We start from the raw sequence: 16,487 nt of genomic DNA, 5'->3' as shown, positions 1-16,487 counted from the left end.
AGGGAATTTATTAATAAGCTTGTATCGGTAATGGCAATAGTTTCATTGATTATGCCAATCGCATCTCAGGCTTATGCAGCAGATCCAATTAAGGGAATAGAAGTAAAAGCTGATAGAACTGAGTTGGATAAAGCTGTAAAGGAAGCAAAGGATTCTGGGTTAGATATTACAGAAGATTCTGTAGTAGATAAGGGTTCTGTTGGCTCTAATGCAGAGGCTAATGCTAAATTAGCGGAAATTGATGCTGATTATAAAGCTCAGATTAAAAAAATTAAAGAAACAAAAGTTAAATTGGATGAGTATAATGCTAAAAAAGCAGAATACGATAAGAAAAAAGCACAATATGATAAAGATTTAGCTAAATATGAGGAAGATTATAAAAAATACTTAAAAGAGTATGATGATTTTCAAAAGCAATACGAAAAAGAAAAAAAAGAAATGGAAAAGGCATTAGAAGACTACAAAAAGAATAAAGATAATCCTGGATTTTTGTCTTCTCCATATGCTAAAACACTTGTATATGATTCAGAGCCAGATGCAAAGTTAACTCTATCTGAGAATCAAGGAAGTTATGTATCAGCTAATGCAGTTGATAAGGCATTTAGTAAGACACCTAAATATACAGAAAAAACATTGCAATTAGATGATATGAGTGTTAAAGATTTGGAAGCTGCCGGTGGTATTATAAATAACACGGAATTGTATGGAAATATCGGCAATAAATCTTCATGGAAAACTACTGTTAGTAATAATGGTACGGTAAAATGGGCAACAGTTCTATTACAAAAGGGACAAAGTGTAACAGCCACATATACAAACCTTCAAAAAACTTATTACAATGGTAAAAAAATCTCAAAAATAGTTTTTAAATATACTTTAACTTCAGACTCAGCTTTTAAGAATACTAAGGCATGGTTAGGAATCTTTACAGACCCAACACTTGGGATATTCGCATCTGCTTACACAGGCGACACTGAAAAAGATACTTCCATTTTTGTTAAAAATGAATTCACTTTTTATGATCAAGATGGAAATCCAGTTGAATTTCAAGATGCGTTAATGTCAGTCGCATCTCTTAACCGTGAACACAATTCTATAGAGCTTGCTAAAGATTATATGCCAGGACAATTTGTAAAAATTTCCGGTTCAACAGTAGGCGAAGATACAAAACGTAATTTGATTTATGCAACTGAAAGCTTGAACTTTAAACAAGGTGAAGGTGGTTGTAAACATTCTATGTATAAACGTCCAAGTGAACCTGGATCAGGTTGGGATACTGCTGATGCAGAAAATTCATGGTATGGTGCTGGTGTAGTTAGATTACAAGGTAGTAAAAATTATATTACACTTGGGGCAGCTTCTGCTACAAAAATTTTAGATGGTCCAGATTATGGTCCTATAGTTCCAAATAAAGATAATAAAGAAGGTAAAAAACCTAACATTTGGTATTCTTTAAATGGTAAAGTTCGTGCGATTGGTATTCCTGAAATTAAAGCAAAGGAACCAAATAAGCCAACTAAACCTACACCACCAGAAGAACCACAAAAACCGGATACAAAAGTTACTTATCACTACAGTGTGCTTTATGTAAAATCACAAGTAGAAAAGAAAGTGCTTAATGAAAATAATCAAGATATAAATAATAGTGTAGTAAAAACAGGTTCAGTAGTAAATTTTGAATTAAATACTTCTGCTTTTCCAAAAGGACATGAAGAAATAAAATCCTTAGTTTTTACTGATACATTACCTGAAGGTTATGAACTTGATTTAGCAGGAACTCAAGCTAAGAATGTTGATTATAATGTAGAATATACAGAAGGAACAAGAGTTCTTAAATTTACAGCAAAGGAAAGTTTATTACAAAAAATAAACGGAGACCTTACAAAAGAAGCAAAAGTAACTTCACCTATAATTACAGGTAAGGTAACAAAAGAAGGAACAAAATACGAAAATAAATTTGATATCAATATAAACAATGTTTATAAAGTTGAATCAAAACCAGTAAAAGTATTTACACCAAAGAAACCAGTAAAAGATGTATTTGATAGTAAGGATAATAAAGCAAGTATCGATGGTAAAGAAGTAAAAGCAGGTCAAGAACTACTTTACAAAGTTACTTATACAAATACAACTGGAAAAGAACAAAAGGTTGTAATAAAGGATAAGATTCCAAAACATACAACTTATGTTAAAGACTCTGCAGATAATAACGGTATTTATAAAAATGGTGAAATTACTTGGACTAAAGATAAAGTAGCCAATGGAGATACATTCGAAGTTACATTTAAAGTAAAAGTTGATGATAATGTAAGTGGAGAAAAAATTCTTAATAAGTCAAATGTTATTGAAGGAAATAACAATTACGAAACAAACGAAACTACAAACCCAACATCAACAAAGCCAGTAAAAGACGTTTTTGATAGCAAAGATGACAGTACAAGTATAGATGGTAACGAAGTAAAGGCTGGACAAGAACTACTTTACAAAGTTACTTATACAAATACAACTGGAAAAGAACAAGATGTAACAATAACTGATAAGATTCCTGAACATACAACTTATGTTAAAGACTCTGCTGATAATAATGGTGTTTACAAAGACAGAGAAATTACTTGGACTAAAGAAAAAGTAGCTAATGGCGAAAAATTTGAAGTTACATTTAGAGTAAAAGTTGATGACAATGTAAGCGGAGAAAAGATTTTAAATAAGGCAAATGTTCTTGAAGGAAAAAACAGTTTTGTCACAAATGAAACAACAAATCCAACATCAACAAAGCCAGTAAAAGATGTTTTTGATAGCAAAGACAATAAAGCAAGTATCGATGGTAACGAAGTAAAAGCAGGACAAGAATTACTTTATAAGGTTACTTACAAGAATACTACTGGAAAAGAACAAAATGTTGTAATTAAGGATAAGATTCCGAAACATACAACATTTGTAAAGGGATCAGCTACAAATAATGGTGTTTTCAAAGACGGAGAAATCACTTGGACTAAAGATAAAGTAGCTAATGGAGAAACATTCGAAGTTACATTTAAAGTAAAAGTTGATGACAATGTAAATGGCGAAAAGATTCTTAATAAAGCTAATGTAGTTGAAGGAAAGAATAGTTACGATACAAACGAAACAACAAATCCAACACCTACAAAGCCGGTTAAAGATGTTTTTGATAGCAAAGATGACAGTGCAAGTATCGATGGTAAAGAAGTAAAAGCAGGACAAGAATTACTTTATAAAATTACTTATACAAACACTACTGGAAAGAAACAAACAGTAACAATAACTGATAAAACTCCAAAACACACAACATTTGTTTCTGCAGATAATGATGGAACAGAAAATGGCGGAACTATTACGTGGGTTAAAGATGTTGAAAATGGAGATTCTCTAACAGTTACTTTCAAAGTAAAAGTTGATGATAATGTAAATGGAGAAAAGATTTTAAATAAGGCAAATGTAGTTGATGGAAATAATAGTTATGATACAAACGAAACAACAAATCCAACACCTACAAAGCCGGTAAAAGATGTATTTGATAGTAAAGAAAATAAGACAAGTATTGATGGTAAAGAAGTAAAAGCAGGCCAAGAATTACTTTACAAAATTACTTATACAAATACTACTGGAAAGAAACAAACAGTAACAATAACTGACAAAACTCCAGAACACACAACATTTGTTTCTGCAGATAATGATGGAACAGAAAACAGTGGAACTATTACGTGGGTTAAGGAAGTTGAAAATGGGGCTTCTTTAACAGTTACATTCAAAGTAAAAGTAAAAGATAATGTAAATGGTGAAAAGATTCTTAACAAAGCAAATGTAGTTGATGGAAATAATAGTTACGATACAAACGAAACAACAAATCCAACACCTACAAAGCCGGTAAAAGATGTCTTTGCTCCTAGTGATAACAAAACTAGTATTGATGGTAAAGAAGTAAAAGCAGGTCAAGAATTACTTTACAAAGTTACTTATACAAATACTACAGGTAAGGAACAAAAAGTAACAATAACTGATAAGATACCAGAACATACAACTTATGTAGAAAATTCTGCAGATAATAACGGAAGTTTCAAAGATGGAACTATTACTTGGACTAAAGAAAAAGTAGCTAATGGCGAAACATTCGAAGTTACATTTAAAGTAAAAGTTGATGATAATGTAAGTGGTGAAAAGATTCTTAACAAAGCAAATGTAGTTGATGGAAATAATAAGTTTGATACAAATGAAACAACAAACCCAACATCTACAAAACCAGTAAAAGATGTTTTTGCACCTAGCGACAATAAGACAAGTATAGATGGTAATGAAGTAAAAGCAGGTCAAGAACTACTTTACAAAGTTACTTATACAAATACAACTGGAAAAGAACAAACAGTAACAATAACTGATAAGATTCCAGAACATACAACATATGTAGAAAACTCAGCAGATAATAATGGAGTTTTCAAAGATGGAACAATTACTTGGACTAAAGAAAAAGTAGCAGATGGTGAAACATTTGAAGTTACTTTCAAAGTAAAAGTAAATGATAATGTAAATGGTGAAAAGATTCTTAATAAAGCAAATGTAGTTGATGGAAATAATAATTATGATACAAATGAAACAACAAACCCAACACCTACAAAACCAGTAAAAGATGTTTTTGAACCACAAAATGATCGTATCAGTATTGATGGACAAGTTGTAAAGGGTGAACAAGAGTTACTTTATAAAGTTACTTATACAAACACTACAGGTAAGGAACAAAAAGTAACAATAACTGATAAGATTCCAGAACATACAACTTATGTAGAAAATTCAGCAGATAATAACGGAAGTTTCAAAGATGGAACAATTACTTGGACTAAAGATAAGGTAGCTAATGGAGAAACATTTGAAGTTACATTTAAAGTAAAAGTAAAAGCTGATGTAAATGGTGAAAAGATAGTAAATAAAGCAAATGTAGTTGATGGAAATAATAAATATGATACAAACGAAACAACAAACCCAACATCAACAAAACCAGTAAAAGATGTTTTTGCACCTAGCGACAATAAGACAAGTATAGATGGTAACCAAGTAAAAGCAGGTCAAGAACTACTTTACAAAGTTACTTACAAGAATACTACTGGTAATGAACAAACAGTAACAATAACTGATAAGATTCCGGAACATACAACTTATGTAGAAGGTTCAGCAGATAATAACGGAAGTTTCAAAGACGGAAAAATCACTTGGACTAAAGAAAAAGTAGCAGATGGTGAAACATTCGAAGTTACTTTCAAAGTTAAAGTAAATGATGATGTAAATGGAGAAAAGATTTTAAATAAGGCAAATGTAGTTGATGGAAATAATGATTATGATACAAATGAAACAACAAATCCAACACCTACAAAGCCAGTAAAAGATGTAGTTAGCCCTAGTGATGATAAGACAAGTATAGATGGTAATGAAGTAAAAGCAGGCCAAGAACTACTTTACAAGATTACTTATACAAACACTACTGGAAAGAAACAAACAGTAACAATAACTGATAAGATTCCAGAACATACAACATTCGTTTCTGCAGATAATGATGGAAAAGAAAATTCTGGAACTATTACGTGGGTTAAAGATGTTGAAAATGGAGATTCTTTAACAGTTACATTTAAAGTAAAAGTAAATGATAATGTAAATGGTGAAAAGATTCTTAACAAAGCAAATGTAGTTGATGGAAACAATAGTTATGATACAAATGAAACTACAAACCCAACACCTACAAAGCCGGTAAAAGATGTTTTTGCTCCTAGTGATAACAAAACTAGTATTGATGGTAATGAAGTAAAAGCAGGCCAAGAACTACTTTACAAGGTTACTTACAAGAATACTACTGGAAAAGAACAAACAGTAACAATAACTGATAAGATTCCAGAACATACAACTTATGTAGAAAATTCTGCAGATAATAACGGAATTTTCAAAGATGGAACAATCACTTGGACTAAAGAAAAAGTAGCAGATGGTGAAACATTCGAAGTTACATTTAAAGTAAAAGTAAAAGATAATGTAAATGGCGAAAAGATTTTAAATAAGGCAAATGTAGTTGATGGAAATAATGATTATGATACAAATGAAACAACAGATCCAACACCTACAAAGCCAGTAAAAGATGTTTTTGCACCTAGCGATAACAAAACTAGTATAGATGGTAATGAAGTAAAAGCAGGTCAAGAACTACTTTACAAGATTACTTATACAAATACTACTGGAAAAGAACAAAAAGTAACAATAACTGATAAGATTCCAGAACATACAACATTTGTTTCTGCGGATAATGATGGTGTATATAAAGATGGAACAATTACTTGGACTAAAGAAAAAGTAGCTGATGGTGAAACATTTGAAGTTACTTTCAAAGTAAAAGTAAATGATGATGTAAATGGCGAAAAGATTCTTAACAAAGCAAATGTAGTTGATGGAAATAACAACTTTGATACAAATGAAACAACAAATCCAACACCTACAAAGCCAGTAAAAGATGTTTTTGATAGTAAAGATGATAAAACAAGTATTGATGGTAATGAAGTAAAAGCAGGCCAAGAACTACTTTACAAAATCACTTACAAGAATACTACTGGAAAAGAACAAAAAGTAACAATAACTGATAAGATTCCAGAACATACAACATTTGTTTCTGCAGATAATGATGGTGTATATAAAGATGGAACAATTACTTGGACTAAGGAAAAAGTAGCTGATAGAGAAGTATTCGAAGTTACATTTAAAGTAAAAGTAAAAGACAATGTAAATGGCGAAAAGATTTTAAATAAGGCAAATGTAGTTGATGGAAGTAACAACTTTGATACAAACGAAACAACAAATCCAACACCTACAAAGCCAGTAAAAGATGTTTTTGCACCTAGCGATAACAAAACTAGCATCGATGGTAATGAAGTAAAAGCAGGCCAAGAATTACTTTACAAGATTACTTACAAGAATACTACTGGAAAAGAACAAACAGTAACTATTACTGATAAGATTCCAGAACATACAACATTTGTTTCTGCGGATAATGATGGTGTATATAAAGACGGAACAATTACTTGGACTAAGGAAAAAGTAGCTGATGGTAAAACATTTGAAGTTACATTCAAAGTAAAAGTAAATGACAATGTAAATGGCGAAAAGATTTTAAACAAAGCTAATGTAGTTGATGGAAATAACAACTTTGATACAAATGAAACAACAAATCCAACACCTACAAAGCCAGTAAAGGATGTATTTGAACCACAAAATGATCGTGTAAGTATTGATGGACAAGTAGTAAAAGCAGGCCAAGAATTACTTTATAAAGTTACTTATACAAATACTACAGGAAAAGACCAAAAAGTTGTAATAAAGGATAGAATTCCAGAACATACAACTTATGTAGAAGGTTCTGCAGATAATAACGGAATTTACAAAGATGGAGAAATCACTTGGACAAAAGAAAAAGTAGCTAATGGAGAAACATTCGAAGTTACTTTCAAAGTAAAAGTAGATGAAAATGTAAATGGCGAAAAGATAGTAAACAAAGCAAATGTAGTAGATGGAAGTAACAACTTTGATACAAACGAAACAACAAATCCAACATCAACAAAACCAGTAAAAGATGTTTTTGATAGTAAAGATGATAAGACAAGTATTGATGGCAATGAAGTAAAAGCAGGCCAAGAATTACTTTACAAAATTACTTACAAGAACACAACTGGAAGTAAGCAAACTGTAACAATAACTGACAAGATTCCAGAACATACAAAATTCGTTTCTGCAGATAATGATGGAAAAGAAAAAGATGGAACAATAAAGTGGGTTAAAGAAGTAGAAGATGGAGAAACTTTAACAGTTAGCTTTAAGGTAAAAGTTGATGATAATGTAAATGGTGAAAAGATAGTAAACAAAGCAAATGTAGTAGATGGAAGTAACAACTTTGATACAAACGAAACTACAAACCCAACACCAACAAAACCAGTAAAAGATGTTTTTGATAGTAAAGATGATAAGACAAGTATTGATGGTAAGGGAGTAAAAGCAGGACAAGAATTACTTTACAAAGTAACTTACAAGAATACAACAGGTAAGGAACAAAAGGTTGTAATAAAGGATAGAATTCCGGAACATACAACATATGTAGAAGGTTCTGCAGATAATAACGGAGTTTACAAAGATGGAGAAATTACTTGGACTAAGGAAAAGGTAGCAGATGGAGAAACATTCGAAGTTACTTTCAAAGTAAAAGTAAATTCTGATGTAAATGGCGAAAAGATAGTAAACAAGGCAAATGTAGTTGATGGAAATAATAATTATGAAACAAATGAAACTACAAATCCAACACCATTAAGACCAAGACCACAAGTACCAAAGACAGGATATGGAGTAAATACAGGATTATATACAGTATTACTAGGATTATCAGCTGGGGCACTTGGAGGAATGAAGATCAGATATAGAAGAAAGAGAAAGAAATAGTTTCTTAAAAGTTAATATTTGATAAAAAGAAAGAAAAGATTGGGAAGCATAATCCCAATTTTTTTTTGTATAATAATTTATTATTCTAAATTTTTATATAATATAGAGATTATTTATATTAAATTATTAAAATCACTTGACATAATATATATATATATATATAATGGTAGGTGAAAAAATATATATTTTAATCTAAATATTAAAAATTTATATATAAATTCTACAATTGTTGAATAATATAAGAGAAAAGTCGTTATTTTTTTAAAACCACTTGAAGTATAGACAATTTTAATTAATTGTGATATAATACAAAGTACTAAAATTTTAATTAAATTAATAAATTTTCAGCAATTTGGAGAGTTTCTTTATTGTTTACATTGCAGATAAAACCTAAGTTTATATGCAATGTAAATTGAAAAGTTAGTAATTTTTTAATTTAGATTTCTTATGGAAAGGAGAAAATTATATGAGAAGAAAAATTTATAAAACCCTATTATCATTAGTAATGGTTGTGGGAATGATTCTTCAAGTAGTTAGTTCAACTGTTGTTGCCGAAGGAAAGCCAGTTGAAGCAACAATTAAAAAGTTTGAAATTCAAAATTTAAGTGGACAAAAAGTAGATAAAGTATTTGTGAGTGATAGATTCTACTTAAATATGGATTGGGATGCTAGTTCAAACGGAGCAAATCTGAACGAGGGAGATTATTTTGATATTACATTGCCAGATAAGATGAAATTCCCTTCTGATACAACAGCAACAGAATTTAATATTTATGGTGAAGATGGTAAGACTGTTATTGCAAAAGCTAAGGTTATCCCTGGACCTGGCGATAAAGGTGGAAAGGTTCGAGTTACTTTTACAAAATGGGTTAAAGGTAAAGAAAATGTTAAAGGAAATGTACGTTTAGCTGCACTATTTGATAAAGAACAAGTTAAGAAAAATGAAAAGAACAAATTTGACATTACAGTTAATGGTAAAGTTACTCCTACAGAGATAACTGTAGAAGGGCCAAAAGAATTACCAAAAGATGAAATGCTTGCTAAATGGGGACAATCCGGAGCTAATGCGAATGAAGCAGAATGGTGGGTTAGAGTTAACTACAAAAAAGCACATTTGACTAATGCAGTTATAACTGACCATTTAACTGGTGGAACTGGAGATGAAACATATATTCCGGGTAGTTTTAAATTAGTTCGTGTTGAATATAATAGTATAGGAGATTATTCAAAAGTTTATGAAAATGTAAATTTGGATGGCAAACTCACACTTTCTGCTGATAAAAAGACATTTACAATTAATTTAGGGGAAGTAAAGGGTGACCAATATCGTCTTATTTACAAAACAACTTATACACCGGGAACTACACTTCATAATAATGTAAAAATTACTTCAAATGAAGTTAATACAACTACAAGTGGAACCCATATTTCTGCAGAATCTGGTGGTTCTGGAACAGGTAATTTAGCTAATAAGATTAAATTAATCAAGGTTGATGCTGAAGATAATACAATTAAATTAGCAAATGCAGTTTTCGAAGTTACAGCTCCAGATGGAAAGAAGTTTGAATTAAAAACAGGTGCTGATGGAACTATAACTTCTAGTTCTCTTACTTCAGGAACTTATAAAGTAAAAGAAAAAACTGCTCCTACTGGATATCTTTTAAATGAAGAAGAATTTACATTGATAGTATCACCTAAAGGTGGAGCAATACAGACAATTACTAATAAGAGAATTAAGATTAATATTTCTGGTAAAAAGACTTGGGATGATTCAAATAACCAAGACGGAAAGAGACCTGCAAAAATCAAAGTAAATTTACTTGATGATGATAAGAAAGTAGTTCAAACAAAAGAAGTAACTCCAGATGGTGATGGTAACTGGAATTATACTTTTGAAAATGTTGATGAATACAATGTAAAGACAGGTAAGAAGATTAATTATACTGTTTCAGAAGAAAAAGTAGATGGATATAGTACAGAAATAAATGGACATAATATCAAGAATTCTTACACACCTAGCAAGACAAGTATTCAAGTAACAAAAGCTTGGGAAGATAAAGAAAATCAAGACGGAAAGAGACCTGAAAGTGTAACAATTAAGTTATTAGCTGATGGAGTTGCAACAGATAAGACTCTTACTTTAACAAAAACAAATAATTGGACAGGAAGCTTTACTGGACTTGACGAATACAAAGACGGAAAGAAAATTGTTTATTCAATCGAAGAAGAAGATGTTGGCAATGGATATTCAGGATTTATTGCACAAACTTCAGAAACAGGATTTAATGTAATAAACAAGAGAGAAACAGAAAAGACATCTGTAGAAGGCTCAAAGACTTGGAATGACAATAACAATCAAGATGGAAAGAGACCTAAAGAAATAACAATTAATCTATTAAAGAATGGAACAAAAATAGATTCAAAGAAAGTTACAGAAGCTGAAGGTTGGAAGTGGAAATTTGAAAATCTTGACAAATATGAAAATGGGCAAGAAATCAACTACACTATTTCAGAAGAAAAAGTAGAAGGATATACTACAGAAGTAAAAGGATATGATGTTAAGAATTCATACACTCCAGGAAAAACAGCTATACAAGTAACAAAAGCTTGGGCAGATAAAGATAACCAAGATGGAAAGAGACCTGAAAGCGTAACAATTAAATTACTTGCTGATGGAAAAGAAACAGGAAAGACACTTAAATTATCTAAAGATAATAAGTGGACAGGAAGTTTCACTGATCTTGATGAATATAAAGATGGAAAGAAAATCGAATATACAATCAAGGAAGAAGCTCTTAAAGATGGTTATGTAAGTGTTGTTACTGGAACTGCAGAAAATGGATTTACAGTAACTAATACAAGAGAAACTGAAAAAATATCTGTTGAAGGTTCAAAGACTTGGGATGATGCAAATAACCAAGACGGAAAGAGACCTACAGAAATTACAATCAATCTATTAAGAAATGGAAAGAAAGTAGGCTCTAAGAAAGTTACAGAAGCAGAAGGTTGGAAATGGAAATTTGAAAATCTAGACAAGTATGAAGGCGGAAAAGAAATCAACTACACTATTTCAGAAGAAAAGGTAGAAGGATATACTACAGAAGTTAAAGACTACAATGTTAAGAATTCATACACTCCAGGAAAGACATCTGTTCAAGTAACAAAAGCTTGGGATGATAAAAATGACCAAGATAAGAAGAGACCTAATAGTGTAACAATTAAGTTACTTGCTGACGGAAAAGAAACAGGAAAGACACTTAAATTATCTAAAGATAATAAGTGGACAGGAAATTTCACAGGCCTTGATGAATATAAAGATGGAAAGAAAATTGAATATACAATCAAGGAAGTTGAAGTTGGTAATGGATATAAGACAGTTATTACAGGAAATGTAAAAGAAGGTTTTGTAGTAACTAATGTAAGAACACCAAATAAACCTAAACCAAGAGTACCACAAACAGGATTAAGAAGTTCTTCAGTTCTATATACTGCTTTAGTTGGATTATCAGGAGCTGTTTTATTTGCAGGATTTAGAAGAAAGAAAAAAGAAGATTAATTTTAGAAATTCTTTTAAATAGTAAAAGATAATTGAATATTTAGTAGGTAGAGATACTGTTACGAGAAGAGCATCAAAAAGATGCTCTTCTTTTTTGTAACAAAAAATATATTGTTTAGATTAAATGATTAGTTAACAGCATTAAAATTTTTACTTGAAAGACCATATCAAATTGTAGTAAAATATAGTAAAAGATGATAATTAGAAAGGAGAGAATATGAATAAGGAGAATTTACTTAGCGGTGTTGAAGATACTTTATATATTCCTCTTGTTGCAAGAATATTTGCTTCTGAAAAATTTCCAAACTATTTTTATGATGAAAAAGCATTGTCATTAAAGCAATATATTCCTACAAATCTTATTGAAAAAAATGCTAGTGAATATTTTCATATGGCAAGTGTTTGTAGACAAGATGTAATAGATAAAAAGATAATTAAATTTCTTGAAGAAAATGAGAATTGTAATGTTGTATTTTTAGGTGCAGGACTAGAGACTGCTTACAATAGAATTAACAATAAAAAAGCTAATTTCTATCAAGTAGATTTACCTAGCGTTATAGAAATTAGAAATAGAATTCTCGGAAATGCCGAGAACGAAAAGCTTATTTCCGGAGATATGTTTACTCTTGAATGGATAAAAGAAATAGATACAGAATTGCCAACTATGATTGCAGTTTCTGGAGTTTATCAATATTTTAATAAAGAAAAAATTGTGGAAATGGTTAAAAAAATGAAATCTCTTCTTCCCAAAGGAGAGTTGGTCTTTGATGCAACTAACACAAAAGGACTTAAAATTGCAAATAGATATGTTAAGAAAACTGGTAATGTAAATGCACAAATGTATTTTAGTATTGACAATGTAACTGAGTTTACAGAGCTAACTGATACAAAATTAATAGATGTTCAAGGCTTTTTTGCTAGAGCATTGAAAATCTGTTCAAATGCAAAAATAATAACTAAACTATTTATGTATTTTTCAGATAAGTGGAATAGGACAAAGGTTATTCATTTGAAATTAAATTAATGGAGAAGTTATGTACAAGTTTATTATTTTAGGGATATTAATTTTACTTGGATTAGCGTTTTTATATTTAATGTTTAATCCTCCAAAAGCAAAAAAATATAATTTAAAAAGACTAACTTTAAATAATAATAATTTATCTTCCGAACCACTTGGAAAAAAGCTATTTGTATCAAAAAGTAGTAGAAAATTTATATTACCGTCAGAATTTGAACTATGGAGTGAAATTGTTCTTTTTGAAAATGGCATTGTATTTAAAAGAAATAATAAGGAAAAGAAGTTATATTTTTCTGAAATAAACGAGATAGAGCCAATACTGATTAATTCATTTTTTGTAAAGGGTAAATATTTTGGGTATATATTTAACTGTAAAGGTGATAGTATTATTGTAAAAAGTAATAATATAAAAGATTTAGAATTATTTATGGAAAAACTTTTTGAACTTTTTCCTAAAGAAATGATAGAAAAAGTACAATAATATGATTTATTAAGCAAGAACAACTAATAAATTAGCTTTAACTATTAGTAGAAAAGAATAAGTAATTTAAAATTTGTTAAAAAATTTGAATTTTTTAATAAAAAGTATAAGGAGGAATTCAAAATGAAAAAACAAATTAAAACAACACATGCTATTTTCCCTATGCCAGTATTAATGGTATCTACTTTTAATGAAGATGGGACAGTTGATGTGATGAATGCAGCTTGGGGAACTATGGTTTCTTATGATATGGTAGCTTTAAATTTAAGTGAAGGTCATAAAACTGTAGAAAATATAAAGAAACGTAAAGGATTCGTCATTCATATAGCTGATGCAAAACATGTGGTTGAAGCAGATTGGTTTGGTGTAGTTAGTGGAAAAGAAGAAAAAGATAAGTTTGCAAAGTCAGGTATGACTTTTACAAAATCAGAAATTGTGGATGCTCCTATTATCAATGAATTTCCAATTGCAATAGAATGTGAATTCGTAGAATATCAAAGCGATACTACTGGTCTTGGAGTTATTGGGAAAGTAGTTAGAACTTCTGTTGAAGAAGCAAATTTAAAGGGAGATAAGGTGGATATTGACTCACTAGAAGCAATTGCTTTTGATCCTTATACAAATGGTTATTATAAAGTAAGTGGAAGAGTTGGCGAAGCATATAAAGATGGATTAAAACTTAGATAAATCTTTTTGCCAATATAAAATAATAAATTATAGTAAATTAAGAAACAGTAAATTGAAAAATATTTACTGTTTTTTTTCTTTCAAATTCTATAATATGACAATTAATGTCAGGTTGTGATATAATAGTCATAGGTGATGTTAAGAAATGAGAGATAGCAGATTATTTAGAATTTTATATTATATTTTGGAAAAAGGAAAAGTTACAGCAAATGAACTTTCTGAAAAATTTGAAGTATCAGTGAGGACAATATATCGAGATATTGATGTGATTAGCTCTGCTGGAATCCCGATTTATGCCACTCAGGGAAAAGGTGGAGGAATAGAGATAGCAGATGATTTTGTGTTAAAAAAATCTTTGCTTTCTGAAAAAGAACAGGAACAGATTTTAGTTGCATTAAAAGGTTTAGAGGGAATAAATAAACAATATGAAAATGAGCTATTAACAAAATTATCTGCCTTTTTCAAAATTAAAAATACAAATTGGATTGAAGTTGATTTTACAAATTGGCAAAAAGATAATGAATATGACGAGTTATTTAATGATATAAAATCAGCAATTATAAATAAAAATATTATTAGCTTTACATATTTTTCAAGCAATGAAAAAGAGACAAGTAGAGAAGTAAAGCCAATTAGACTCTTATTTAAGGGTTGGGATTGGTATGTCTATGCCTTTTGTTTACTTCGAAAAGAATTTCGATATTTTAAATTATCAAGGATTAGGGATTTAAAAATTCTTGATGAAAATTTTGAAGAAAGTTTTGAAGATGTTGTGCTAATAAAAGAAATGGAATATAAAGATACTGTCCGTGTTAAATTAAAATTTGATAGAAAAGTAGCTTTTAGGATTTATGATGAAATGAGAGATATTAAAGAAGATGAAAAAGGTAATTTATATGCAGAAATAGAGCTTCCGAATGACTATAATCTTTATAATTATATTTTCTCTTTTGGAGAATCCGTAGAAGTTTTAGCTCCTATAGAAATTAGAAATAAAATTAGAGATAAGATAAGTAAAATGTCTAAAAAATATATAATATGACAAGAGGTGTCATGTAATCTTTTGTATAATTAATATATAAGATACAAAGGAGGTTTACTATGAAATACGAATGGAAGAAAAGCGAAAAATATTTATATGGTGTTAAACAAAAACCACAATTGATTGAAGTTCCAAGTGCATATTATATTATGATTAAGGGAGAGGGTAATCCAAATGAGAGCGACTTTTCCAATAGGGTTTCTGCTTTGTACTCTCTAGCATATGGAATAAAGATGTTATTTAAAAATATGAAAAAAGAAGAACTGGAATACTCTGATTTTACTGTATTTCCACTAGAGGGAATTTGGAAGAAATCAGATGATGAGGAATTTGATAAGAATAAATTGAAATATACAATTATGATTAAACAACCTTATTTTATTACAAAGGAAATTTTTGAGTTAGCTTTTGAAAAAGTGAAAAAGAAAAAGCCAAACGAATTATATGATGAAGTAAGTTTTGATTGTATTGAGAGTAAAAAGTCAATTCAGATTTTGCATATCGGTAGTTTTGATACAGAGATAGAGTCCTTTGAAAAACTGGATAATTTTGCAAGTGAAATGAAATTAGAGAGAAGTGAAAATCTTCATACAGAAATATACTTAAATAATAAAAATCGAACTGCAGAAGATAAACTGAAAACAATATTAAGATATACTGTGAAATAAGGAGGTTTATTATGGCTAGACCAACTACTAAAGAAGATTTTCTTATTAGTGCAAAAGAAAATTATGGAAAGTTAAATGAATTGATTTCTAAATTGTCAGAAAAAGAGCTGAATACTCCTTTTGACTTTTCGGCTGATGTAAAAAAGAAAGAGGCACATTGGAAAAGAGATAAGAATTTAAGGGATATTTTAATTCATCTTTATGAATGGCATATGTTAATTTTAAATTGGGTAAATTCCAATCAAAATGGCGAAGAAAAGCCGTTTATACCAAAGCCTTATAATTGGAAAACTTATGGAGATATGAATGTAGAATTTTGGAAAAAACATCAAAATACTCCTTTGGAAAAGGCAACGGAAATGCTGAATAAATCTCATAATGATGTTATAGCTTTGGCCGAAAAGTTTTCAAATAAAGAATTGTTCTCTAAAAATATTTTTAAATGGGTTGGAGGAAGTACATTGGGTTCATATTTTGTAAGTTCTACTTCAAGTCATTATGATTGGGCGATTAAGAAACTTAAAGCACATCAAAAGAATTGTAAAAATTAATTCTAAATAGAA

Annotated in this window: 8 protein-coding genes; all 8 read left to right on the top strand. The window is 29.7% G+C overall.

The genetic code is table 11. The features are described from left to right. Positions 1 to 30 precede the first annotated feature (30 nt). The 8 genes from WFJ11_RS06795 (at position 31) to WFJ11_RS06760 (ending at position 16,475) form a co-directional block, all read left to right on the top strand. A complete protein-coding gene (locus tag WFJ11_RS06795; RefSeq protein ID WP_338817289.1) occupies positions 31 to 8,472 on the top strand; it encodes a GbpC/Spa domain-containing protein in 8,442 nt (2,813 codons plus the stop codon). Between the two features lie 466 nt (positions 8,473 to 8,938). After that, a complete protein-coding gene (locus tag WFJ11_RS06790; RefSeq protein WP_338817288.1) occupies positions 8,939 to 12,028 on the top strand; it encodes a Cna B-type domain-containing protein in 3,090 nt (1,029 codons plus the stop codon). Between the two features lie 217 nt (positions 12,029 to 12,245). Continuing rightward, complete coding sequence (locus tag WFJ11_RS06785) at positions 12,246 to 13,052, top strand: class I SAM-dependent methyltransferase (RefSeq protein WP_338817287.1); 807 nt, start codon at positions 12,246 to 12,248, stop codon at positions 13,050 to 13,052. Between the two features lie 10 nt (positions 13,053 to 13,062). Next, the gene (locus WFJ11_RS06780; RefSeq protein ID WP_338817286.1) at positions 13,063 to 13,527 is read left to right on the top strand and encodes a hypothetical protein; all 465 of its coding nucleotides are present in this window, start codon (positions 13,063 to 13,065) and stop codon (positions 13,525 to 13,527) included. A 123-nt stretch (positions 13,528 to 13,650) separates the two neighbouring features. After that, on the top strand, positions 13,651 to 14,214 hold the full coding sequence (locus WFJ11_RS06775; RefSeq protein WP_293440335.1) for a flavin reductase family protein: 564 nt from the start codon (positions 13,651 to 13,653) through the stop codon (positions 14,212 to 14,214). Positions 14,215 to 14,359: 145 nt separating this feature from the next. After that, positions 14,360 to 15,256 carry a YafY family protein gene (locus tag WFJ11_RS06770; RefSeq protein WP_338817284.1) on the top strand — a complete coding sequence of 299 codons (897 nt, stop codon included), beginning with the start codon at positions 14,360 to 14,362 and terminating at the stop codon, positions 15,254 to 15,256. Between the two features lie 59 nt (positions 15,257 to 15,315). Further along, entirely contained in the window at positions 15,316 to 15,924 is a 609-nt protein-coding gene (locus tag WFJ11_RS06765) for a GyrI-like domain-containing protein (protein ID WP_338817282.1), read from the top strand. An 11-nt stretch (positions 15,925 to 15,935) separates the two neighbouring features. Further along, positions 15,936 to 16,475 (top strand): ClbS/DfsB family four-helix bundle protein, encoded by a 540-nt coding sequence (locus tag WFJ11_RS06760; RefSeq protein ID WP_338817281.1) that lies wholly within the window; start codon positions 15,936 to 15,938, stop codon positions 16,473 to 16,475. Positions 16,476 to 16,487 lie beyond the last annotated feature (12 nt).

It is taken from the genome of Parvimonas micra (genome assembly GCF_037482165.1).
Taxonomy (GTDB): Bacteria; Bacillota; Clostridia; order Tissierellales; family Peptoniphilaceae; genus Parvimonas.
The sequence above is the reverse complement of the archived record's forward strand: the minus strand, read 5'-3'. Positions and strand labels throughout refer to the sequence as shown.

Excerpts from the sequence above, each read along its gene's own strand:
- WFJ11_RS06795 (WP_338817289.1), top strand. The coding sequence starts at position 31 with ATGGCAATAGTTTCATTGATTATGCCAATCGCATCTCAGGCTTATGCA.
- WFJ11_RS06785 (WP_338817287.1), top strand. The coding sequence starts at position 12,246 with ATGAATAAGGAGAATTTACTTAGCGGTGTTGAAGATACTTTATATATT.
- WFJ11_RS06790 (WP_338817288.1), top strand. The coding sequence starts at position 8,939 with ATGAGAAGAAAAATTTATAAAACCCTATTATCATTAGTAATGGTTGTG.
- WFJ11_RS06760 (WP_338817281.1), top strand. The coding sequence starts at position 15,936 with ATGGCTAGACCAACTACTAAAGAAGATTTTCTTATTAGTGCAAAAGAA.
- WFJ11_RS06765 (WP_338817282.1), top strand. The coding sequence starts at position 15,316 with ATGAAATACGAATGGAAGAAAAGCGAAAAATATTTATATGGTGTTAAA.
- WFJ11_RS06775 (WP_293440335.1), top strand. The coding sequence starts at position 13,651 with ATGAAAAAACAAATTAAAACAACACATGCTATTTTCCCTATGCCAGTA.
- WFJ11_RS06780 (WP_338817286.1), top strand. The coding sequence starts at position 13,063 with ATGTACAAGTTTATTATTTTAGGGATATTAATTTTACTTGGATTAGCG.
- WFJ11_RS06770 (WP_338817284.1), top strand. The coding sequence starts at position 14,360 with ATGAGAGATAGCAGATTATTTAGAATTTTATATTATATTTTGGAAAAA.